Here is a 21523-nt window from a genome sequence, read left to right on the forward strand (position 1 = left end):
CGAACAGGAAACAGCGCCGGTCGACTGGCTTACGAGTGCGCGTACGCGACATGTCTTTCGTGTTCCGAAAAACCTAGTTTTGTGTACGTGTGCAGGGCCGCAGCGTTATCGCCCTCCACGTACAGCTCGACGGTATCGAGTTTGCGATCCGCCAGATAATGCAGGCCAACGGAGGTCAACAGGCGCCCGAGACCACGTCCCTGTCCCTCCGGTGCGACCGCTACGACGTACACCTCACCGAGTCCGGTGGCCGGGTCGGCGACCTTGGTCCAGTGGAAACCCAGCAGCCGCCCGTCGGCTTCGTCCGACCCGCTCCCACTGCCGATGGCGAGGAACAGGCCCGCCGGATCGAACCAGTCGGCGCCGGTCCGTTCCGCGATCTGCTCGGGCCCCCAGCCGCCCTGTTCGGGATGCCACGCGAAGGCGGCGTTGTTCACGGCCAGCAGCGCGGTGTCGTCGGCCGGGCCGGCGTAGGTGCGCACCGTCACCCCGTCCGGGGCCGACGGCGCCGGGTCGAGGTCGGCCAGAGGGCGGCGCAGGTTGAGCAGGGTGCGCACGGGGGTCAGGCCGAGCCGCGCGGCGACGGCGCGGGCGGGCGTCAGATCGCCGTGCGCCCACACTGTCGCGCCCGCCCCGGCCACGTCGAGCGCGGTGGCCACGAGCTCGCGGCCCAGGCCTCGTCCGCGGTGCGACGGTGCCACCACGGCCTCCACGGCGCCGGGCCCGCCGGCGGGCGGGATCACGATGCCGGCGTAGCCACCCTCGGCGACCACATGCGGACCGGGGCCGGCGACGCCGAGACGGAACTGTTCGGAAAGGGGGCCGATTCCGTCGGCCGCCTGGGCCTCGGCGACGAGTGCGAGCACCGCCCCGGGATCGGCGACGGGTCCGTGCACCACCTCGGCCATCAGGCCTCCTCGGCTTCCTCGTACTCCTCGCCGGTGTCATCGCCGCGGTCGTTCTTTCCACGGGCGGGCCGCACGGCCTTGTAGCCCACGTTACGAACCGTGCCGATCATGCCCTCGTGCTCGGCGCCGAGCTTGGCGCGCAGGCGCCGCACGTGCACATCGACGGTGCGGGTGCCGCCGAAGAAGTCATAGCCCCACACCTCCTGCAGCAATTGGGCGCGGGTGAACACGCGGCCCACGTTCTGCGCGAGGAACTTCAGGAGTTCGAACTCCTTGTAGGTCAGGTCGAGCGGCTTGCCGCGCAGCCTCGCGGTGTAGGTGCCCTCGTCGATGAGCAGTTCGCCGAGCGTGATCTTGTCGGCCACCTCGTCCTCGGCGCCGCCGATGCGCCGCCCGGCGACCAGCCGCAGGCGCGCGTCGATCTCCGCGGGGCCGGTGGCCGGAAGGAGGAAGTCGTCGAGACCCCAGTCGGCGTTCGCCGCCACCAGACCGCCCTCGGTGAGCACCGCGACCACCGGGATCTGTCCGCCACCGGTGGTGCCGAGCAGCCGGCACAGACCGCGGGCCGCCACCAGATCGGTGCGGGCATCGACCAGCGCGACGTCGGCCGGACCCACCTCGAGCAGCGAGGAGACGTCTGCGGCCAGCGGGCGCACGGTGTGCGCGAGCAGCGACAGCGCGGGTAACACTCCGTCCGGATTCGGGTCGGACGTGAGCAGGATGAGATCCAACGAGCCCTCCCCGGTGCATGACGGCGGACGAAACAACAGGTGTCAGAATAGCGGTGGTCAGGGCACGGTGCGTGGACGGAGTGCCCGGACGCGGTTCGGGACGACGAGAGGCACGGTGTGGCGCAGGTATCGGGGCGGTCCTGGATTCGGCGCGGACTCATCGCACTGGCCGTACTGGTGGTGGCTCTGTTCCTCGCGGAACTGGGCACGGCGGCGACCGCCGAGTACCGGCTCTCCCGAGAACTGCGCGCGGCCGCCGACCTCGATTCCGATCCCGAGGTCACCGTCGGCGGGTTCCCGTACCTCACCTCGGGCGGGCACCACCCGAAGCTGACGATCGCGGTTCCTTCGCAGGTGGGCGACCCGAAGGATCCGAAGAAGGCGCGCATCGAGGCGGAACTGACCGCCGTGGATCTCCCCGGGGCGGTGCTGCCGACCTTCACCGCTGATACTCCGATCCGCGCGGGACACATCGAGTCGCGGGTACGGCTCGATCAGAAGACCTTCGGCCGGTACCTGGGCATCGTCGATCTCCAGGTGCACACTCCGGCACCGAAGCGGGCCGGTGCGGGCAGTCCGGCGGACGGCTATGTGAAGTCGGCCACGGGCGTGGTGCTGACGGGCGAGATCCCGCTGCCGACGCCGCAGCAACCCGCACGCACGGTGCTGATCTCGGTGGCGGCGGACTTCTCGGCGGTGGGTCAGGCGATCCACGTGCAGGCGACGCGGATCTACACCGGCCCGGAGGACCATGCGAAGGCCGATCTCCTGCCCGGGGAGGAACCAGCGGTACTGGCGGCCTTCACCCGCACGCTGCCCGCGATGGCGCTGCCCTTCGCGGTGGCGGCGACCGGCGCCCGGGGCGAGAACGCCGATGTCGTCCTGCTCGGTGAGGCCGACGATGTCACGGTGACCCCGGGCGGTTTCTACCGTCCCGCGGCGTGAGATGGACCTCCCATGACGCGATCATCGCGGGTTCGGTATTCTGGCCGCATGCGCAACCACTGTGAGCTGCTGCTCACCCGCCGCCTGGCGGTCGATCTGTGCCGTATGGCCGGTTGTCGCTGTCTGGGCTAGACCCGAACTATCCCGGGCCGGGCGCACACTCGTCGCAAACAGTGCATTCCTCCCCGCCCTCCCAGCGCATCCGCGCACATTCGAAGCAGCGAACCCTCCGGTTTCGCCCTTCACCCATACGTCCATGGAATCAACGAAAGGGATCCTCATGGCTCGCTCCGACGTCCTGGTCTCCGCAGACTGGGCTGAGCAGAATCTCGACACCCCGGGTGTCGTCTTCGTCGAGGTCGACGAAGACACCAGCGCCTACGACGGCGGACACATCGCCGGCGCCGTGAAGCTGGACTGGAAGAAGGATCTCCAGGACCAGGTGCGTCGCGACTTCGTCAACGCCGAGCAGTTCGGCGCGTTGCTCTCCGAGCGCGGCATCGGCAACGACGACACCGTGGTGCTCTACGGCGGCAACAACAACTGGTTCGCGGCGTACGCCTACTGGTACTTCAAGCTGTACGGCCACCAGGACGTCAAGCTGCTCGACGGCGGTCGCAAGAAGTGGGAGCTCGACGGTCGCGCGCTGACCGCGGACGCGGTCTCGCGGCCCGCCACCACCTACACCGCGCAGGCGCCGAACAATGCGATCCGAGCCTTCCGCGACGAGGTCGTCGAGGCCATCGATGTGAAGAACCTCGTGGACGTCCGCTCGCCCGACGAGTTCTCGGGCAAGATCCTGGCGCCGGCGCACCTCCCGCAGGAGCAGAGCCAGCGTCCGGGTCACATCCCCGGCGCGATCAACGTGCCGTGGAGCAAGGCCGCCAACGAGGACGGCACCTTCAAGTCGGACGAGGATCTGGCCGCGCTGTACGCGGAGGCCGGCCTGGACGGCCAGAAGGAGACCATCGCCTACTGCCGCATCGGTGAGCGCAGCTCGCACACCTGGTTCGTGCTGCAGGAGCTGCTGGGCCACAAGAATGTCAAGAACTACGAAGGCAGCTGGACCGAATACGGTTCGCTGGTCGGCGTGCCGGTCGAACTGGGAGCGTAATCAAGTATGTGTGGAGCACCGAAGCAGGGACAGAATCTGCCCGCGGGCGTCGATGTCGAGAAGGAGACCGTGCTGACCGGTCAGGTTCTCGACGGCACCGGTAACCCGGTGGCGGGCGCCTTCGTCCGGCTGCTGGACGGCACCGGCGAGTTCACGGCCGAGGTCGTGGCCTCGGGCACCGGCGACTACCGCTTCTTCGCGGCACCGGGTACCTGGACGCTGCGCGCGCTGTCCTCCGTGGGCAACGGCGACATCCAGGTCACGCCGGAGTCTAACGGCGTGTACAACCAGGACATCACCGTCTCGGCGTAGTCGAACGGACCCCTGCAGAAGGGCGCGCACCCGGATCTCGGGTGCGCGCCCTTCTCGTCGCCGACGGAGCCGCACGGGCCGACGCCGATGTCTGGGTCGCCGAGATCCCCGACGGATTGAAGAACCTGCGCACCACGCATTCACGGGAGGACCTCTCATGAGCGAGAAGAGCACCGAACTACTCTCGGCTCCAGCCGATTCCAGCACACTTTCCCGGCTCAGCGGGTCAGTCCCCCGGATCCTGCCAGCCCCGCACCGATTGGACCGGGCGGCCCGAGAGCTCGATGAATACTTCGAGCATCCCCGGAAGGCATTCGACCTCGATCGGGATCTGTCCCTCTCGCAGAGTTTCCGGCAGCCGGTGCAGCGCCATCTCCCCGAGATCGGCTACGGCGAGCCCCGCAGCCATCGGGAGATCGCTGAGCTCGTCGGCAATCCCGGCGCGGTCCTCGCCGTGGGTAGCGCATGTGCGACCAATCCGCTGCCCGTGGTGGTTCCGTGCCATCGCGTGGTGAAATCCGGTGGCGGCGTCGGGCAGTACGTGGGCTGCGTCGAGGCGAAGGCCACTGCGTTGGAGTTGGACGCGGCGTGAGCGATGTTGTGACGATTTCGCCGGGCGCACAGCTGATTCCAGGATGGCTCGACCTCGACAGTCAGGCCTGGATCATCGATCGGTTCCGGGAGTGGGCACGCGGACCGGTACCGATCAGGTCGGCGACGGTGCGCGGCCGTCCGATGTCGGTGCAGACGGTGTGTCTGGGCTGGCATTGGCAACCCTATCGATACTCGCGGCGTGCGACGGACGTCAATGATGCACGTGTGCTGGCCTTCCCGCCGTGGCTGGCACGTCTCGGCCGCCGCGTCCTCGCGGACGCCGGCTACCCGGCAGCCGAGGCCGAGGGATACGCGCCGGATACGGCCTTGGTGAACTATTACGACGATCGGGCCAGAATGGGTATGCATCAGGACCGGGATGAGGTCTCTCGCGCACCGGTCGTCTCCCTGTCGATCGGCGATGCCTGCACGTTCCGGTTCGGCAACACCGAGAATCGGAATCGGCCCTACATCGACGTGCCGCTGCACTCGGGCGACGCGTTCGTCTTCGGAGGCCCGGCCCGGTTGGCCTTTCACGGTGTGACGGCAGTCCACCCCGGAACAGCGCCGGAGGGGTGCGGCCTGAACCACGGCCGCGTCAATCTGACTCTGCGCGAGACGGGTCTGCGCGATGACTTCGGGGCATCAGCGACGACATAGACCGCGTTTATGACGACATGATGAAGAACCATAGTTTGCGGTTGGCAAATCCAGCTATGGCTGGTTGGGTTCAATTCGTCAATGCGTCGTGGCCGTACGAAGGCCCGTGTAGAGGAGTCGAACAAGTGCGTCGAATCAAGACTGGTATGGCCGCCGCGGCCGCTGCGGCCTGCGCCGTCTCGGTGATGTCCGTGGGGCCCGCCTCCGCTCAGATCACCCCGCAGAATCCGTCCGGCCCCGTCAAGGGCGGTAAGCAGACGATCAAGTCCGAGGGCGTGAATGCGCAGATCGCGCTGTTCGACCTCAAGGCGAGGCTGTTCCCGCCGCTGGCCGGTGACAACAAGTCGCGCCTGGCCTACGTGGACGGCAAGGCTGAGGGCACCATCACCAAGGCGCCCGGTGAGATCGAGGCCGCCACCGTCGAGGTCGGCTACGTCGTCGCCTGCGGCGTCAAGGACGGCGGCTTCGAGTCCTGGATCGGCTCGAACCAGACGATCGGCGCCGCGGGCGCGATCGCCGGCAGCATCCCCGCCGCGGGTGCGGCGCTGGTCGGCGTCGGCGGTTCGCTGGGCCTGACTCAGAACCAGGTCATCAAGACCGCGCCGGGCGGCATCGTGTATCTGCCCGTGGGTTCGAAGACGATCCAGAAGCCGAAGCCCGGCGAGAACTTCGGTGTCCGGTTCGGTGAGAAGCGCGTGAGCATCGAGGGCTGCATCGGCAGCGTCGACGCCGTCGCCTACTCCACCCTCACCGTCTCGTCGCGCGCCTTCGACGATATGAAGACGGTCTACAGCGAGGTCATGCGCTTCGCGTGATCTCCACCGATCACGGGCGGAGGACCGGGGAGACGCCGCAATGCGCCCCGGCCTCCGCCCGATCCGTCTCCGTCGCACGCACCTCATCTCGATCAGGCGACAATGCTGAAGATCCTTCACATCTCCGACATCTCGGACGACACCCGGATCCCCCGGAGCGGCCTGCGTTCGCTCGGCTTCACCGTGATCCACGAGTCGACCAGCCTCGAACACCTGGGATCCTTTCTGCCGCAGGCTGAAGCGGTCATCGTGGAGTGCGATACAGCGGACGCGATCGAGGCCGTGGGGCGACTGCGCTCGCTCACCGACCTTCCCATCCTCGGGTACGCCGACTCCCGTGATGACGGCACGGTGTGCACTGTGCTGGCCGCCGGTGCCGACGACTATCTGGTGACTCCGCTCTCCCCACGACAGATCGACGCCCGGATCCACGCCGTCGCACGGCGGAGCGCCCGGGGCGACGGTCCGCCGCCCGGCACCGTCGGCACGGTCATCTCGATTCCGCAGAGCGACACTCGGATCGATCTCGAAAGCCGTGTGGTCACGCGTCGAGGCATGCGGGTGCGACTGTCTCCCACCGAGGCCCGGGTGCTGTGCACCCTCGCGACCGACCGCGGTATCGCGCACTCACGCGACGAATTGCTCTGCGATATCCAGTCGGTGGGCAGTCACGCCTCCCGGCATCGGATCGTCGACAGTACGATCAAGAGCATTCGGAGCAAGCTCGACACCGCCGGCTGGTCGCACATCCGCACCGTGCGCGGTTTCGGCTACATCCTGCGCTGACCACGCCGCTAGTCCAGGACGACGATCCGGTCCGCCCGCCCGGCACCGGATTCGATGAGTTCGGCGTTGTTCTCATCGCTGCCCAGCGCGCGCTCGCGAGCATCGTCGAGCGAACGGCCGAACCGGCGGTGCCGCTCGATCAGCCGCTCGCGGCGGATTCCGGTGTCGATCCGCAGGAACCACACCTCGTCGATGGCTGCGCGGGCCGCGGGCCACGGACCGGTGTCCGCGAGAAGATAGTTGCCCTCGGTGACGACGAGCGGCACCGTCGGCGGTATCTCGACGGCGCCGGCGATCGAGGCCTCCAGGCCGCGGTCGAAGCGCGGCGCGTACACGGTGTGCTCGGCCACGCGCAGCCTCCGCAGCAGATGCGCATAGCCGGCCCCGTCGAACGTGTCGATGGCCCCCTTGCGTCCCCAACTGCCATGCGCGCGGAGCACGGCGTCGTCGAGGTGGAACCCGTCCATTGGCACCAGCGCCGCCGCGTCACCGAGTTCCTCGACGAGACGCTCCGCCAGGGTGGACTTTCCCGATGCGGGCGCCCCCGTGATGCCGAGGATCGTGCGGCCGGGCCGGGAGGTGAGAGCACGGGCGTCCGCGAGCAGTCGCTCGAAGGTGTCCGTCACCGCGTCCTCCTCACCGTGTCGAGCCATTCCCGCACACCCGGATGCCGGCACTTGTCGGAGGCGTGCCCGGCGGCCGAATGCAGCGCCTCCGGGACGGCGGCGCCCCGGGCGATCGCTGCCGCGAAGGCGCCGTGCAAGACATCGCCCGCGCCGAGCGTATCGATCACCGCCACCGACGGCACCGGCGCCGTGCCTGCGACGCCGTCGGTGACGTATCGGATGGGCCCGGCCCCGTCGGACACCGCGACGGTGCGCGGCCCCGAGATCGGTTCGGGTGCGATGAAGTCCGCCGAGCAGATCACATGGGTGGCGCGCGGCAGCAGGTCGGCGAAGACGGGGCGCCACCGGCCGGCGTCGAGCACCGTGGGAACCCCGGCGGCGACCGCCGCGGTGAGCGCGGACCGGGCGGCCGCGGGGCCGTGACCGTCGAGCAACACCACATCGAAGCCGTCGGCGGAGATCGTCGGTACCACGTCCGGGTAACCCGAGCCGTCGTAGGAAACGATCTGCCGGTCGCCCGTGTGCGCGTCCACGGTGATCGCGGAGACGGGCGGCTCGAAACCGTGGGACGCCAGATCGATCAACTCGACGGCGCACCGCCGCAGGTCGTCCCGGATCAGATGGCCGAGCGGGCCGTCACCGACGGGCGCCGCCAGCACCGCGACGCCCCCCAGGGCTGCGAAGGTCGCAGCGGCATTGAGAGCGGGACCTCCGCCGGCCACATCCTGGCGCATCGCGGTGACCTTCGCGTTCGGCCGGGGCAACTCGTCGACCCGCTGGATCACGTCGACGGTGGCGAGCCCGACGAACAACCCCTGCGGGGTGTCACGGCCCACCCGCCGCCTCCACATCGGTCGGCTCCAGGGCGCCCGTCATGAGCGCGACCACCTCGGACATGCTGCGCTGCTTCGGATCCACGACGGCGGCGCGGCGCCCCAGCCGGTGCACGTGGATCCGGTCGGCGACCTCGAACACGTGCGGCATATCGTGACTGATCAGGATCACCGGGGTGCCGCGGTCGCGGATCTCCCGGATCAGGTCGATCACCTGCCCGGATTCGCGTACGCCCAGCGCCGCGGTCGGCTCGTCCATGATGATCACCTTCTTCCCGAAGGCGGCGGCGCGCACCACCGCGACGCCCTGCCGCTGGCCGCCGGAGAGCGTCTCGACAGCTTGCGTGGGCGAGGTGATGCCGATCTTGAGGTCCGCGAGGTGCGCCGCCGCGGCCTCGCGCATGGCCTTGCGGTCCAGCTGCCGCAAGACGGTGCCGAGCACTCCTGGTTTACGGATCTCCCTGCCCAGGTACACGTTCGCGGCGATATCGAGCGCGGGAATCACGGCGAGATCCTGGTACACGGTCTCGATGCCCGCGTTGCGGGCGTCCAGGGTACTGCGGAAGTGCACCGGCGCACCGTCGAGCAGGATCTCGCCCTCGCTCGGGATGAGCGCGCCCGAGAGCGCCTTGATCAGGCTGGACTTTCCGGCGCCGTTGTCGCCGATCACCGCCAGCACCTCGCCCGCGCGGAGCTCGAAGTCGGCGCCCGCGATGGCCTGCACCTGTCCGTAGTTCTTCACCAGGCCACGGGCCTGCAACACGGTGGCGGTCATTGCAGTCTCCGACGCGAGATCTGGTCCAGCGCAACGGCAGCGATCACGAGTACACCGGTGGCGATGTTCTGATAGAGGTTGTCGATGCCGACCAGGGTGAGCCCGTTGCGCAGCACACCGACGATGAGCGCACCGACCAGTGTGCCGAGGATCGCGCCCCGCCCACCGAACAGGCTGGTACCGCCGATCACCACGGCCGTGATCGTGTCGAGGTTCGCGGTCTGGAAGGCATTCGGATCGGCGGTGGGTATGCGGCCCAGGGCCGCCCACGCCGCGATCGCGGCGATCACACCGGACACCAGGTACACACCGAACACCGTCTTGGTGGTCTTGATTCCCGCGAGCGACGCCGAGACCGGATTGCCGCCCACGGCGTAGATGTGCCGTCCGGTGGCCGTGCGGGTGAGGATGTACCACGCGGCGCCGTACACCAGAAGCAGGACCACCAGTCCCAGCGTCAGGGGGAAACCGAAGACGTCGAACGATGTTCCGAGCGCGGTCAGCGGCCCGTCGGCCACCCGGTAGGTCTGCGACCCCGCGTACAGCTGGGTGGCGGCCGCGACGATGGTGAACATGCCCAGGGTCACGATGAAGGGCGGCAGCTTGAGCAGCGTGACCAGAGCCCCGTTGACCGCACCGATCACGACGCACGCGCCGAGTGCGATCACCATCGCGAGTACCGGGTCGGTGCCCGCCACCTTCGCCAGGATCACGGTGCCGAGCACGCAGGTGGCTCCGATCGACAAGTCGATACCCGCGGTGAGGATGATCAGTGATTGTGCGACGGCGAGTATTCCGATCACCATCGACTGCTGCAGGATCAGCGAGATGTTGTAGCCCGTCGCGAAGCGCGGAGTGAGGATGAAGAAGACCACACAGGCGACGATCAGCGCCGCCAGCGGTCCGGCGAGCGGTTCCCGCAGGACTCGCGCCAGGGTCGGGCGGGTCAGGGTCACGCCTGGCCCCAGCAGTTCTGCGCACCCCACGCGGTGTCCTTGGAATCGACTCCGGCCACGGGCTTGTCGGTCACCAGCTGCGAGCCGGTGTTGACGAAACCGCTCGGCTTGGTGCCATCCTTGGCGAAGGCCACCACCGCGTCGACGCCCTGCTGCGCCATCTTCGCCGGGAACTGCAGAACGGTAGCGCCGATCATGCCCTTCTTGACGTTGTCCACACCGGCGCAGCTGCCGTCGATCGAGCCGATGGTCAGCTGCGCCGCCTTGCCCGCCTTCTTCGCGGCCTGGTAGCCGCCGGCCGCGGCCGGCTCGTTGATCGTGTACAGCGCGTTGGCATCCGGGACGCGCTGCAGCAGGTTCTCCATCGCGGTCTGCGCCTTGGTCTGATCGCCGTTGGTATTCTCCGTGCCCGCGATCTCGGGGGCGTTCTCGGTGAGCCCGATGCCCTGGAGGAAGCCCTTGTGCCGGAAGTCGGAGACGGTGCTGCCGGCGGTGCCGTCGAGCATGAGGAGTTTCGGTGCGGCCCCCGCGAGCGCCCCCTTGACCCACGCGCCCTGCAGGCGGCCGGCCTCGGTGTTGTCGGTGGCGAAGGTCGCGTCCACGGCATCGGCGGGTTCGGTGGCGGTGTCGAGCGCGATGACCACGACGCCGGCATCGCGCGCCTTCTTGATCGCGGCGAGGATGCCGGTCGACGAATTGGGGGTGATCAGGATGCCCTTGACGCCCTGGCTCACCAGGTTCTCGATCGCCGCGACCTGGCCCTCGTTATCCCCGTCGAACTTGCCCGCGAGGGCGACCAGATTCGCCCCCTTCGCATCGGCCTGCGCCTTCGCGGCCTCACGGATCTTCACGAAGAACGGATTGGTGTCGGTCTTGGTGATCAGGCCGACCTTCACCCCGTCACCGCCCGACGAGCCGCCGTCCCGGTTGCAGGCGGCGACCGAGGTGAGACCGACGGTGAGCGCGCAGCACATCGCTGTCACGCGGACGCTCTTGCGGCTGGGCATGGGATCTCCGATCGACGATGGTGTGTCGTGGGTCACACGACGGTTCTGAATTCGGACGCTATACCCGCCGCTGAACACCGCGCAAGGGTTTGCGCAAACGCTTGCGCGGTGCCGAAGCTGGTGCACAATCGATGCATGGGGACCATGGCCGATGTCGCCGCCGCCGCCGGCGTCTCGATCAGCACGGTCTCGCACGTGCTCAACGAAACCCGGCGCGTGGATCCCCGCACCCGCGACGCGGTGCTCGCCGCGATCGAATCCACGGGCTATCGCCGCAACGCCCTCGCGACCGCGCTCGCCACGTCCCGCTCGGGCGTTCTGGCACTGAGCATCTCGGCGGGCCGCAACCCGTATTTCGGACCGCTGATGCGCGCCATCGAATCGCGGGCCAGCGAACTCGGATACACACTCATGATGGGCGATTCGCACGACGATCCGGAGATCGAGACCCGGCTCGTCGGATCGCTGCTCGACCGCCGCGTGGACGGGATGATCCTGGCCCCGGCGCCCCATTCGGAGGCCGGGACGATCCCGACGGTGCGCCGAGCGGGCACGCCGCTGGTACTCATCGATCGGCTCTCCCCGGCCGATGTCGACCAGGTCGCCTCCGAGGGCGCGGAGCCCGTGGCCCGGCTCACCGCACATCTCGCGGAGCTCGGACACCGGCGCATCGGGGTGCTCACCGGACACCCCGGTATCCAGTCCACGATCGAGCGGATCCAGGGCTTCACCGGCGCGATGACCGCGGCCGGACTGCGCGCCGCACCGCGCCACATCCGCTGCGGCGACTCCCGCGCCGACGAGGCCCGCAGGCAGACGCTCGCGATGTTCCGGGCGCGGGCACCGCGACCGACCGCGCTGGTGGTGCTCAACAACGAGATGACCGTGGGCACGATGCGGGCGCTGCGTGAGCTGCAACTGCGCGTGCCCGATGACGTGGCACTGGTGGCCTACGACGACTTCGAATGGTCCGACCTGTTCTCACCCGGACTCACCGCGGCGGCACAGAACGTGGATGCGATCGGGCGCAGGGCCGTGGACCTGCTGGTCGAACGGATCGGCGGCTTCGACGGACCGCGGCGCGTGGAGCGTGTTCCCACGGCGTTCCATCACCGTGACTCATGCGGATGTGAACGCCTCGGCGGTGGGGTTTAGTATCGAGTCCATGGTCATCTTCTTCGAGATCCTGATGGCGGTGGCGTCGGTCGCGATCTTCGCGTTCGCCATCTTCGTGATCTTCCGCGTCCTCACCGACGGCCAGTAAGCGCCGTGAGCGACGAGCAGCAGTCCGACGCCGTTCCCGGCACCGGTCAGGAGGCGCTCGACGCTGCGATCGAGCGCGCCGAGACCACCTCGTCGCGGAACATCGCGAATCTGCCCGGCCTACCGCTGGCGGACGATACCGCCAACCTGCGCCAGGGCCCCGATCTGCATCCCGGTCTGCTCGGCCTGCTGCCGTTGGTCGGCGTGTGGCGCGGCGAGGGCGAAGGCCACGACCAAGCCGGTGATTACCACTACGGCCAGCAGATCATCGTGAGCCACGACGGCCAGAACTACCTCAGCTGGGAATCGCGGTCGTGGAAGCTGAACGACCAGGGCGAGTTCTCCGAGCCCGACCTCCGCGAATCCGGTTTCTGGCGGATCGGCGACGACGACGAGATCGAGTTGCTGGTCACCCATGCGAGCGGCATCGTCGAGCTGTACTACGGCAAGCCCGTCTCGCAGACCGCCTGGGAACTCGAAACCGACGTGGTGATCCGAAGTAAGACCTCGCCGCTGGCAGGCGCCGCGAAACGGCTGTACGGGTTGGTCGAGCAGGGCGGCGCGCTGGCCTACGTCGAGGAGCGCGTCGACGCCGACGGTGAACTGATTCCCCGACTGTCGGCCAAACTCAACCGCTACGCGGGCTGACAGGCGCACGCGCAGCGCCGCTTCAGCGATAAGAACCGCGACTAACTTCAATGGCCCGAGAAATGTCCGGGTTAAGACCGTTTCTCATGTGAACTATCGCACACATCGGGGCCCCCGGAGTGCGGCGGCGAGTAAGCAGACTCACACTCGGTCGCATGATGTCCGGTCTGACACAGCAATGGGATTGCGCGTTGGGTGAATGGGCGGTGTGGGCTCCGAGCCGCCGTTCACGAGAGGCGATGAATGCGGCCGAATTGACCGATAACGAACCGTCTTTCATTCAAGAGGATCACCTTCGGAGCGGCACCGACGAGGAACAGTCCATTCAGCGACTCGTCTACGTCACTTTCACGATGAACGATGTGTACGACGCGAAGGCGATGGAGCAGGCCTTCACCGAATACGCGCGCCAGCACAGCAGCTATCACGCGCAGTACGTCAAGTGCGACTGCGGCTACCGAGCGCGGTACATCCGCCCCGAAGACATGGAGCTCGAGGTGGTGGCCACCTCCGAGACCACGGGCCCCGGTGTCACCGCGAAGGACTATCTGCAAACCGCCCTCCCGGATCTCGACGAGTGGTCCTCGTTCGCCTTCGGAGTCACCGGTATCGAGGCGGCGCAAGACGACTCGCCGGCCCCGCAGTTCACCGTGCTGATCGCGGCCGACCACCTGTTCACCGATGCGATCTCGCTGTCGATCTCCTTCTACGAACTGGTCTCCCGCTACGCCGCGATCCGGGCGGGCCGGGAGTACGTGGCTCCCCCCGTACGCTCCTACCGCGATTTCAGCGCGGAGCAGCGGGAACGGGCACGGGGCCTACACCCGGACCATCCCGAGGTGACGCGCTGGCGCGAAATCGTCCGGCGAGCCGGTGGGATGCCCCGCTTCCCGCTTCCGCTGGGCCTCGAATCGGGTCGCGGCATCGCACCGCAGATCGCCGTGGAAACGGCGTTCCTCGACCCCGCGCGGGTGGCCGCCTTCGCCGCCACCGCGAAGCAGTGCGGTGGCGCCATGGGCAGCGCCCTGTTGGCAGTGCAGGCCGAACTCGAACGCGAGCTCACGGGCAGCGATCTCTTCACCATGATGGCGCCACGGTCGCACCGCCCCGACCCCACGGACCTCATGGCCGTCGGGTGGTACATCACGCTGGTCCCGGTGCAGTTCTCCACACGAGGCGACTTCCCCGACCTGGTCAAGGCGGCTCAGCAGGCCCTGACCACCGCGCGGGAACTCGAGCGGCTCCCGGTGTTCCCGGTGATCGACGTGCTGCGCGACGACCCGGACTTCCCGGTGGACCACGGTTTCGATGCCCCGATGCTGTCGTATATCGATATCACGCGAACTCCGGGTGCCGAATTGGCGCGCAGTCACGACGTTTCCATATTCGCGAATGAGACGCCGATGCGCGAGGTGTACATGTGGATCAATCGCGACGCCGACGGGCTCGATTTCCGGGCGATGTACCCCGGCAATCCTACCGCGGAGGCATCGGTGCGGACCTATTTCTCCCTGCTCCGCGATCGCCTGGACCAGCTCTCACACGTCTGAGAACGGGCATAAACTTAGAGGGTGGGTAGTCGAAGCATCCTCGTCCGGGCCGGGGTGGCCGCGACCGCGCTCGTCATGGGCCTGTCCATCAGTGCGTGCACGACGCCCGGCGGGCCGCCGAGCCCGTCGGCGTCGAGTGCCGCGCCGGCTCCGGGTGCCCTGCTCACCCAGCGGCCGCTCACCGGAGTCGATCCCGCGACCGTGTCGGCGGGCTCGATGACCTACCTGCGATACCGCTCGACGGCACCGTCCGGGGGTCCCGTGGAGGTCTCCGGTGCGCTCTTCCTCCCGGCCGGGGCCGCTCCGGCGGGCGGCTGGCCGGTGGTGGCCTTCGGCCACGGCACCTCCGGCGTCGCGAATTCCTGCGCCCCGACCTCGTCCCCCACGCTCTTCGGTTCGGCGCCGGTCGTGGCCCAGTTGGTGCGCCAGGGCGCCGCGGTGGTGATGACCAACTATCAGGGATTGGACGGACCTGGAGCGGCTCCCTACGGCGATGCCGTCTCATCGGGCTACGACGTGCTCGATTCGGTGCGCGCAGCCCGCGCGACGGGGCTTCCCCTGGCGGATCGGACCATTCTCGTCGGAGTCTCCCAGGGCGGCCGGGCCGCGGAATCCGCCGCGGAATCGGCGGCGCAATACGCGCCGGAGCTCGATCTGCGGGGGTCGGTGCTGCTCTCCCCCGGACTGATCACCCGGTTCGCGGACGCCGTCTCGGCCGGAACCCTGAACGCCCCGGAGCAGTATCTGGTTCTCCCGTATCTGGTGTCGGCGGCGCGCTACGGCGATCCGGGATTCGGATTCGACCAGCTCCTCGGCGGCGATCTGCTGGCCGCCGCGCCCCGCCTCGCGGCACAGTGCACCGGGCAGGCGGATCCGGCCGACGCGGCGACCGCCCGCGCCGGTGATGCGCGATTCGCCTCGGCACAGGCGGAGCGGACGTTCCGGAACATGGAAGAACGCACCGATGTGCCGCGGCGCGGACACCGCGTGCCCACATACGTGGTCCGCGGCGACGCCGACCGCCTGGTATCGACGCCCTGGACGGCCGAGGGGGTCGCGCGGATGTGCGCGCTGGGAACGCCGGTCCGGGACGTGGTGGTGCCCGGCGGGCACGAGGCACCGGCCGCCGTGACCGATCTCTGGCTGGGCTGGATCGCCGGATTGCTCCGGGGATCTACGGATTTCACGCCGTCGTGCCCTGGATAAGCCGCGAGACGGAGAACCCCTCCGGGCGTGAATCTCACGCGCCGAAGGGGTTCCCGTCATCTCAGGTGGGTGGCCGCCTAGCGGTCAGCCACCTCCTTGATCCTGAAATTCACCATTTCCTGGATCACCTCCTTTCCGTTGACGTCCTCGACGCTACGCCCGGGCAGCGAGCCCGGCAACGGATTATTCTCTGGGCGTCGCCGCAGGTCAGGCCCCGTACCAGCGGGCGATGTCCTGCGAGCTCGCCCACTTGCTGTAGGTGGGCCCCTGCGGCCAGCCGTCCGGGACGTCCTGCCACTGCTCCTGTCGGCCATAGGGCAGCGCGTCGAGGATGCCGAAGAGGAAGCCGAGTTGCTCGGTACCGCGGCTGCCGGTGTTCCACACCCGATAGACGGTCTGCCCGTCACGCAGGAAGGTGTTGAGCGCGAAGCCCTCTCCGGGTGCGGCACCCACATCGGCACCGAAGCTGCTGCCCGCGGCGGAGTACCAATCCATGCGGTTGCCCACTCGCTTCTTGTAGGCGACCGCCTCGTCGATCGGGCCGTTGGTGATGATCACGAACCGGGCATCCCAGGCGTCGAGCGCGTCGAGCCGGGTGTATTGCGAGGTGAATCCGGTGCACCCCGGGCACTGCCAGTCGTTCCCATCGGTCCACATGTGGTGGTAGGTGAGCAGCTGGGAGTGACCATCGAAGACGTCGGCGAGGGTCACCCTGCTGCCATCCTCGGCGGTGAGCACGTACTCCGGCAGCTCGACGGCAGGCAGTTTGCGGCGCTCCGCTGCGATGGCGTCGAGCTCCCGGGTCGCGGCCTTCTCGCGGATCCGGAGTGCGTCGATCGCGGCCTGCCAGGCCTGCTGGTCGACCACGGGCGGAAGGGCGGGTGAGGTGGTGGTCATGACGGACTCCTCTAAATGTTCACAGCGTACACATCTGTTATGTTCACACCGTACACTTGCGGCGGAGGAGACACAAGGGAATGGCCTATCATCACGGAGACCTGGCGACAGCCCTGGTCGAGGCGGGTCTCGAGGTCACCCGCACCGGCGGACCGTCGGCACTGACCATTCGTGAGGTCACCCGCCGAGTGGGCGTCAGCCCGAACGCCGCCTACCGGCATTTCCCGGACCGGCTGGCGCTGCTGCGTGCCGTCAGCGCCGCGATCGAAGCACGGATGGCCGGCGCCATGGATGCGATCGGTCACGGTAGCGGCCCGGTCGAACGACTGCGCGCGGTGGGGCTGGGCTACATCGCCTTCGCGCTCGCCGAACCCGGCTGGTTCTCGGTCTGCTTCTTCGGCGACGAGGCGCCCGCGCCCGATGCGCTCGCCGGCATCGCGCCGTACGCGGCACTTTCCGACGCCCTCGATCTCATGGTGCACGCAGGCCTGCTGCGCCCCGAGGATCGCCGGACCGCCACCTGGAGTTGCTGGTCGATGGTGCACGGATTCGCCGAGATGGCGCTCCGCGGACCACTGCACCATCTCCCCGGCGACGCGCAGTGGCCGCTCGCCGAGGCCGCCGTCGACGCCGCGATCGCCGGCATCACCGCCTGACCTCGTGGACCGGCACCCCAGCCGGCGGTTCGGCGTGTCCCGCGACGACCACGGTGCGGCCGGGGAAGAGCCCGGCGGGTTCGAGGATCTCGGCGAGCAGCCGGGCGGCGTCGGCGCGATCGAGGTGTTCGGTCGGTTCGTCGAGCACCACGACGGGCGCACTACTGACCACGGCACGTGCCAGCAACAGTCGGCGGCGCTGGCCGCCGGAGAGTGACTCCGTACCGTGCTCCAGCGGGGTGCGCACTCCGTCGGGCAGCGCGTCGATCCACTCGCCCAGCCCGACAGCACCCAGCGCGCGCCGCGCCTGTTCCTCGGTCGCATCGCCGCGGGCCACCCGGCAGTTCTCCAGGATCGAGGTGGCGAAGACGTGTGCGTCTTCGCCGAAGAAGGCCACGGCAGCAGGTAGATCCGCGAAGTCGGCAGCGGGCCGGCCGTCGACGAGCACCTCACCGCCGCGATCGTCCAGGCCGGCCAGCGCTAGCAGCAGTGTGGTCTTCCCCGCGCCCGAATCACCGCGGACCACGAGCCGCTCGCCCGGCGCCACCGTGAGACCACCCAGCCGGAGCGCGGGGTGCGAGGGCGCTGGGAGCGTCCCGCCGGGCACCGGCGGCAGCGTCAGCAGTGGCGCGAGACGTGATGCGGCGTCCGCGGAGCGTACATACTGTCGCGCGGCGTCGGGCAGCGGCGTGAGTGCCTCGAAGGCACTGAGCGGCAACAGCACCAGGATGCCCAGCGTGGTCGCATCCGCGTGACCGGCGCGGCCGGAGGCCAGCAGCAGCGCGGCGACCGCGGCGATCCCGATGGCGAGCGGCAGCGCGGCATCGGCGAGGGCGCCGATCCGGGCGGCGCGGTCGACGGCGGACCGTCGGGCTGTCTCGGCACGCTCGGCGCGGGCCCGGATCTCGTCGAGGCGGCCGACCACGGCGAGCTCGCCCGCGTGGTCGAGCACCGCGGAAGCCGCGGCGCCGAAGGCCTCGCTGCCGGCGGACTCGGCGGCGGCGCGGGCCCGCGTTGCACGCACCACGAGCCAGGGGGCGAGCAGGCCCGCCAGCACGAGGCAGCCCGCGAGCACGGCGCCGGCGGCGGGGTCGACGAACCACATCCAGCCGACCGCGGCCAGGGACACGGTCGCGGCAACGGCGGCGGGAATGATCGTGCGCACCAGGGCGTCTCCGACGGCATCGACATCGGATCCGGTGCGGGCCAGGAGTTCGCCGTCGGTGCGGCGAACGGTTTCCGCGGGGGCCGCCGCGGCCAACCGGGAGTACAGCGCCACGCGCAGCTCGGTGAGCCCGGACAGTGCCATGCGGTGGGTCGCGAGGCGCTCCACGTAGCGCATGAGACCACGGGTGATACCCAGCGCTCGGACCGCCGTGACCGCCAGCGACAGGGTGAGCACCGGGGGCATGGTCCATGCCTTGGTGATCAGCCACGCGGAGAGGCCCGCCAGGGCCAGCGCACTGCCCGCGGTGAGCACACCCGCACCGACGGCACCGGCCACGGCGAGCGGCCGGATCCGGAAGGCGCGCAGGCAGATCAGCAGCTCACGCACGGCTCACCTCCAGGACGTGATCGGCGGCGGCGAGCACTTGCGCGTCGTGCCCGACGATCACCACGAGCGCGCCGCCCGCGGCACGCGTGCGCAGCGCGGCGAGCACCCGCTGCGCGTGGGCGGGATCGAGGTGCGCCGTCGGCTCGTCGAACAGCAGCACATCGCGGCCCACGGCCAGCGTGCGGGCCAGCGCCAATCGCTGCCGCTGCCCGGCGGAGAGCCCCGAACCGCCCACGCCGACGGGCCGCCCCCAGCCAGCCTCGGCCACCACCTCGTCGAGACCGGTCTCCTCGACGACGCCCGGCACCGTCGCCGGTCCCGGCGCACCGAGCAGCGTGAAATTGTGTGCCAGCGTTCCGGGTTCGAGATAGGGATGTTGGGGGCACCAGGCCACCCGGTTCCACCAGTCGGGGCCGCCGGTGAGGGGCGTACCGTCGACGGTCACCGTGCCCGCATCCGGCGGGGTGAGCCCGGCCAGCACAGTGAGCAGCGTGGACTTACCGGATCCGTTCGGACCGGTGAGCACCGTGACCGTACCGGGCCGCAGTACCGCGGAGAATCCCGACGGGGCCGCACCGTCCCGGCCGCACACGGTGACGCCGCGGATCTCGATCACCCCGGTCACAGCGGTCCCGGGACCGGCGGCGGGCGCCGGCGCGTCGAGCAGGGCGAACACCCGGGACGTGGCCTCGAGTCCCTGTTCGGCGGCGTGGAATTGGGCCCCCACCGAGCGCAGCGGGCGGTACACCTCGGGGGCGAGGATGAGGGCGAACACACCGGGAAGCAGGTCCATGTTCCCGAACACCAGGCGCAGGCCGATGCTCACGGCGACCAACGCGACGCACAGGGTGGCGAGCAGTTCCAACGCCATCGACGACAGGAAGGCGATGCGCAGGGCGCCCATCGTCTCCGTCGCGTTGCGATCGCCCAGTTCCCGGACCGACCGCTCGGGTCCGCGCTCGCGTCCCAGCGCACGCAGTGTCGGCAGGCCGGCCACCAGGTCGAGGAGCCGCGCGGACAGCCGGGACATCGCGGCCAGCCGACGCCGGGTGCGATCGCGGGTGAGCAGTCCGATGAGCACCATGAAGATCGGCAGTAGCGGCAGAGTGCCCAGCGCGATGGCGCCGGAGACCGGGTCCGCGAGGAAGATCACCAGCACCAGTGCGGGCGTGGCGATCACGCTGAGCGCGAGTGCGGGGAGGTATCCGGTGAGATAGGGCGGCAAATCGTCGAGGCCGCGGGTGAGTGCGGTCCGCAGTTCGTCCCGGTCGGCGCCCACGGGCAGGCGGCCGGGCCCGACGGCACCCAGCGCGGCGGACCGGAGCTGCGAGACGGTGCGGTCGGCGGCACGCCGTTCGATGCGGCCGCGCACGGAGGCGACGGCCACTCGGACGGCGGCCGCGACCGCGGCCGCGATCACCGGGCCGCGCAGCTCCGTCATCGCGGTCGCGCCGGTCACCAATCTGGCGAGCACCGTGGCGACGCCGTAGGCCAGCGCGATGAGTGCGGCCGTGTCCACGACGCCGCATGCCACCACGATCGCCAGGAGTCCGCGGGATGCACGGGCGTAGCGCAGCAGTCGCGGGTCGACGGGCCCCTTGCGGGCAGTGCCCTCGGCGCCGGTCTCGACGACCGCCGTCTCAGACACGGGGACTGAGGCCGATCGACGGCGGGATCTGCTCGGCCGAGATTCGCTTGCGGAACACCCAGTAGCTCCACGCTTGATAGATCATCACCATCGGGAGCAGGACGATGGTGCACCAGGACATCACCACCAGGGTGTAGTGCGAGGACGCGGCGTCGGCGATGCTGATCGACCGTGCGGGGTCGGTGGCGTTGAGCACGTTCGGTGCGAGAGAGCCGAACATCAGTACGCTCACCGCGGCCACCGTGGCCGAGGTGGACAGGAACGCGGCCAGCTCCCGGCCTCGCCGGATCAACAGGCCCGCGGCGATCAGTCCGGTGGCTGCCACGACGACCGCGCCCCAGGTCCACGCTTTGCCGTGGGCGAGCTGGGTCCAGACCGCGAATGCCGCGCCGATCACGGTGACCGGCAACCACATCCGGCTCGCGAGCCTGCGGGCGTCCACTCGTACCGCGCCGTCGGACTTGAGCGCCACGAAGATCGCGCCGTGCAGCAGGAACAGTCCGAGCAGAGCGATACCGCCGAGCAGCCCGTACGGGTTGAGCAGATCCCAGACCTCGGATGTCATCCTGCCGCGCTCAGTGAGCTCCACACCCGCGAGGATGTTCGCGAACACCAGCCCCCAGGCGAAGGCGGGGATCCAGGAGCCGAGTCCGATGCCGAAGTCGGCCCAGCCGCGCCAGCGCGGATCGTTGATCTTGCCGCGCCACTCGATGGCGCAGACCCGCACGATCAAGCCGACGAGGATCGCCAGCAGCACCAGATAGAAGCCGGAGAAGACGGTGGCGTACCACACCGGGAAGGCGGCGAACATGGCCGCGCCGGCGGTGATCAGCCACACCTCGTTGCCGTCCCAGACCGGCCCGATGGTGTTGAGTAGCACCCGTCGCCGGGTGTCGTAGTCGGTGGGGTGGCGGCGGCGGTTCCCCATGATCGGCATGAGCATGCCGACGCCGAAGTCGAAGCCCTCCAAGACGAAGTAGCCGGTGAATAGGAAGGCGATGGCGAGGAACCAGTAGTCGGGAAGTGTCATGTCTGACT

At 69.2% G+C, this 21523-nt stretch carries 23 protein-coding genes; 12 read left to right on the top strand and 11 right to left on the bottom strand.

From position 1 onward, the window contains the following. Positions 1-29: 29 nt before the first annotated feature. Together mshD and TPAU_RS17735 are read right to left on the bottom strand one after the other, a co-directional pair. Positions 30-908, bottom strand: coding sequence for a mycothiol synthase (mshD, locus tag TPAU_RS17730; RefSeq protein WP_013128119.1), 879 nt, complete (start codon positions 906-908; stop codon positions 30-32). Continuing rightward, positions 908-1639 carry a winged helix-turn-helix transcriptional regulator gene (locus tag TPAU_RS17735; RefSeq protein WP_013128120.1) on the bottom strand — a complete coding sequence of 244 codons (732 nt, stop codon included), beginning with the start codon at positions 1637-1639 and terminating at the stop codon, positions 908-910. The genes mshD and TPAU_RS17735 overlap by 1 nt, the downstream gene beginning before the upstream one ends. A gap of 117 nt (positions 1640-1756) precedes the next feature. Here TPAU_RS17735 and TPAU_RS17740 point away from each other — a divergent pair, with 117 nt between their 5' ends. From TPAU_RS17740 to TPAU_RS22035, 7 genes are all read left to right on the top strand, one after another. Beyond that, on the top strand, positions 1757-2584 hold the full coding sequence (locus TPAU_RS17740; protein ID WP_013128121.1) for an LmeA family phospholipid-binding protein: 828 nt from the start codon (positions 1757-1759) through the stop codon (positions 2582-2584). 280 nt (positions 2585-2864) lie between these two features. Continuing rightward, on the top strand, positions 2865-3698 hold the full coding sequence (locus TPAU_RS17745) for a sulfurtransferase (protein WP_013128122.1): 834 nt from the start codon (positions 2865-2867) through the stop codon (positions 3696-3698). Between the two features lie 6 nt (positions 3699-3704). Next, positions 3705-4010: a DUF1416 domain-containing protein gene (locus tag TPAU_RS17750; protein WP_013128123.1), complete on the top strand. Its 306-nt coding sequence runs from the start codon at positions 3705-3707 to the stop codon at positions 4008-4010. 157 nt (positions 4011-4167) lie between these two features. After that, positions 4168-4602, top strand: a complete 435-nt coding sequence (locus TPAU_RS17755) for a methylated-DNA--[protein]-cysteine S-methyltransferase (RefSeq protein WP_013128125.1) — start codon at positions 4168-4170, stop codon at positions 4600-4602. Then, a complete protein-coding gene (locus TPAU_RS17760; RefSeq protein WP_013128126.1) occupies positions 4599-5264 on the top strand; it encodes an alpha-ketoglutarate-dependent dioxygenase AlkB in 666 nt (221 codons plus the stop codon). Before TPAU_RS17755 ends, TPAU_RS17760 begins: the two co-directional genes overlap by 4 nt. A gap of 125 nt (positions 5265-5389) precedes the next feature. Then, positions 5390-6079 (top strand): MspA family porin, encoded by a 690-nt coding sequence (locus TPAU_RS17765; protein ID WP_013128127.1) that lies wholly within the window; start codon positions 5390-5392, stop codon positions 6077-6079. 102 nt (positions 6080-6181) lie between these two features. Beyond that, entirely contained in the window at positions 6182-6865 is a 684-nt protein-coding gene (locus TPAU_RS22035; RefSeq protein WP_013128128.1) for a winged helix-turn-helix domain-containing protein, read from the top strand. Between the two features lie 8 nt (positions 6866-6873). On the opposite strand, the gene TPAU_RS17775 is transcribed toward TPAU_RS22035, so the two are convergent. From TPAU_RS17775 to TPAU_RS17795, 5 genes are read right to left on the bottom strand one after another with little or no spacing between them, the layout of a single operon-like run. After that, positions 6874-7491 (bottom strand): nucleoside/nucleotide kinase family protein, encoded by a 618-nt coding sequence (locus TPAU_RS17775; RefSeq protein WP_013128129.1) that lies wholly within the window; start codon positions 7489-7491, stop codon positions 6874-6876. Then, the gene (locus TPAU_RS17780) at positions 7488-8327 is read right to left on the bottom strand and encodes a PfkB family carbohydrate kinase (RefSeq protein WP_049825896.1); all 840 of its coding nucleotides are present in this window, start codon (positions 8325-8327) and stop codon (positions 7488-7490) included. Before TPAU_RS17780 ends, TPAU_RS17775 begins: the two co-directional genes overlap by 4 nt. After that, entirely contained in the window at positions 8317-9099 is a 783-nt protein-coding gene (locus tag TPAU_RS17785) for an ATP-binding cassette domain-containing protein (protein ID WP_013128131.1), read from the bottom strand. Before TPAU_RS17785 ends, TPAU_RS17780 begins: the two co-directional genes overlap by 11 nt. After that, positions 9096-10055 carry an ABC transporter permease gene (locus TPAU_RS17790; protein ID WP_041944489.1) on the bottom strand — a complete coding sequence of 320 codons (960 nt, stop codon included), beginning with the start codon at positions 10053-10055 and terminating at the stop codon, positions 9096-9098. The genes TPAU_RS17785 and TPAU_RS17790 overlap by 4 nt, the downstream gene beginning before the upstream one ends. Further along, a complete protein-coding gene (locus TPAU_RS17795; RefSeq protein WP_013128133.1) occupies positions 10052-11062 on the bottom strand; it encodes a substrate-binding domain-containing protein in 1011 nt (336 codons plus the stop codon). Before TPAU_RS17795 ends, TPAU_RS17790 begins: the two co-directional genes overlap by 4 nt. Before the next feature lie 135 nt (positions 11063-11197). Here TPAU_RS17795 and TPAU_RS17800 point away from each other — a divergent pair, with 135 nt between their 5' ends. The 4 genes from TPAU_RS17800 (at position 11198) to TPAU_RS17820 (ending at position 15729) form a co-directional block, all read left to right on the top strand. Next, complete coding sequence (locus TPAU_RS17800; protein WP_013128134.1) at positions 11198-12217, top strand: LacI family DNA-binding transcriptional regulator; 1020 nt, start codon at positions 11198-11200, stop codon at positions 12215-12217. Between the two features lie 114 nt (positions 12218-12331). Continuing rightward, complete coding sequence (locus tag TPAU_RS17810) at positions 12332-12973, top strand: heme-binding beta-barrel domain-containing protein (RefSeq protein ID WP_013128136.1); 642 nt, start codon at positions 12332-12334, stop codon at positions 12971-12973. A 353-nt stretch (positions 12974-13326) separates the two neighbouring features. After that, positions 13327-14523 carry a condensation domain-containing protein gene (locus TPAU_RS17815; protein WP_245537809.1) on the top strand — a complete coding sequence of 399 codons (1197 nt, stop codon included), beginning with the start codon at positions 13327-13329 and terminating at the stop codon, positions 14521-14523. A gap of 21 nt (positions 14524-14544) precedes the next feature. Further along, entirely contained in the window at positions 14545-15729 is a 1185-nt protein-coding gene (locus TPAU_RS17820) for an alpha/beta hydrolase (RefSeq protein ID WP_147291108.1), read from the top strand. A gap of 207 nt (positions 15730-15936) precedes the next feature. On the opposite strand, the gene TPAU_RS17825 is transcribed toward TPAU_RS17820, so the two are convergent. Next, on the bottom strand, positions 15937-16626 hold the full coding sequence (locus tag TPAU_RS17825; protein WP_013128139.1) for a DUF899 family protein: 690 nt from the start codon (positions 16624-16626) through the stop codon (positions 15937-15939). A gap of 80 nt (positions 16627-16706) precedes the next feature. Here TPAU_RS17825 and TPAU_RS17830 point away from each other — a divergent pair, with 80 nt between their 5' ends. Next, entirely contained in the window at positions 16707-17282 is a 576-nt protein-coding gene (locus tag TPAU_RS17830; RefSeq protein WP_013128140.1) for a TetR/AcrR family transcriptional regulator, read from the top strand. Here TPAU_RS17830 and TPAU_RS17835 read toward each other — a convergent pair. The 3 genes from TPAU_RS17835 to cydB are packed head-to-tail and all read right to left on the bottom strand — an operon-like array spanning position 17272 to position 21515. Beyond that, positions 17272-18837, bottom strand: a complete 1566-nt coding sequence (locus tag TPAU_RS17835) for an amino acid ABC transporter ATP-binding/permease protein (RefSeq protein ID WP_013128141.1) — start codon at positions 18835-18837, stop codon at positions 17272-17274. The two genes, TPAU_RS17830 and TPAU_RS17835, sit on opposite strands and share 11 nt — an antisense overlap. Continuing rightward, a complete protein-coding gene (gene cydD / locus TPAU_RS17840) occupies positions 18830-20485 on the bottom strand; it encodes a thiol reductant ABC exporter subunit CydD (protein WP_013128142.1) in 1656 nt (551 codons plus the stop codon). Before cydD ends, TPAU_RS17835 begins: the two co-directional genes overlap by 8 nt. Further along, on the bottom strand, positions 20478-21515 hold the full coding sequence (cydB, locus tag TPAU_RS17845) for a cytochrome d ubiquinol oxidase subunit II (protein ID WP_013128143.1): 1038 nt from the start codon (positions 21513-21515) through the stop codon (positions 20478-20480). The genes cydD and cydB overlap by 8 nt, the downstream gene beginning before the upstream one ends. Positions 21516-21523: the final 8 nt, after the last annotated feature.

It is taken from the genome of Tsukamurella paurometabola DSM 20162 (genome assembly GCF_000092225.1).
Classification (GTDB): domain Bacteria; phylum Actinomycetota; class Actinomycetes; order Mycobacteriales; family Mycobacteriaceae; genus Tsukamurella; species Tsukamurella paurometabola.

What these genes read in the sequence shown, in the direction of transcription:
- mshD (WP_013128119.1), bottom strand. Translation starts at nt 908, where the DNA reads ATGGCCGAGGTGGTGCACGGACCCGTCGCCGATCCCGGGGCGGTGCTC.
- TPAU_RS17745 (WP_013128122.1), top strand. Translation starts at nt 2,865, where the DNA reads ATGGCTCGCTCCGACGTCCTGGTCTCCGCAGACTGGGCTGAGCAGAAT.
- TPAU_RS17750 (WP_013128123.1), top strand. Translation starts at nt 3,705, where the DNA reads ATGTGTGGAGCACCGAAGCAGGGACAGAATCTGCCCGCGGGCGTCGAT.
- TPAU_RS17755 (WP_013128125.1), top strand. Translation starts at nt 4,168, where the DNA reads ATGAGCGAGAAGAGCACCGAACTACTCTCGGCTCCAGCCGATTCCAGC.
- TPAU_RS22035 (WP_013128128.1), top strand. Translation starts at nt 6,182, where the DNA reads ATGCTGAAGATCCTTCACATCTCCGACATCTCGGACGACACCCGGATC.
- TPAU_RS17785 (WP_013128131.1), bottom strand. Translation starts at nt 9,099, where the DNA reads ATGACCGCCACCGTGTTGCAGGCCCGTGGCCTGGTGAAGAACTACGGA.
- TPAU_RS17795 (WP_013128133.1), bottom strand. Translation starts at nt 11,062, where the DNA reads ATGCCCAGCCGCAAGAGCGTCCGCGTGACAGCGATGTGCTGCGCGCTC.
- TPAU_RS17800 (WP_013128134.1), top strand. Translation starts at nt 11,198, where the DNA reads ATGGGGACCATGGCCGATGTCGCCGCCGCCGCCGGCGTCTCGATCAGC.
- TPAU_RS17815 (WP_245537809.1), top strand. Translation starts at nt 13,327, where the DNA reads ATGAACGATGTGTACGACGCGAAGGCGATGGAGCAGGCCTTCACCGAA.
- TPAU_RS17825 (WP_013128139.1), bottom strand. Translation starts at nt 16,626, where the DNA reads ATGACCACCACCTCACCCGCCCTTCCGCCCGTGGTCGACCAGCAGGCC.
- TPAU_RS17830 (WP_013128140.1), top strand. Translation starts at nt 16,707, where the DNA reads ATGGCCTATCATCACGGAGACCTGGCGACAGCCCTGGTCGAGGCGGGT.
- cydB (WP_013128143.1), bottom strand. Translation starts at nt 21,515, where the DNA reads ATGACACTTCCCGACTACTGGTTCCTCGCCATCGCCTTCCTATTCACC.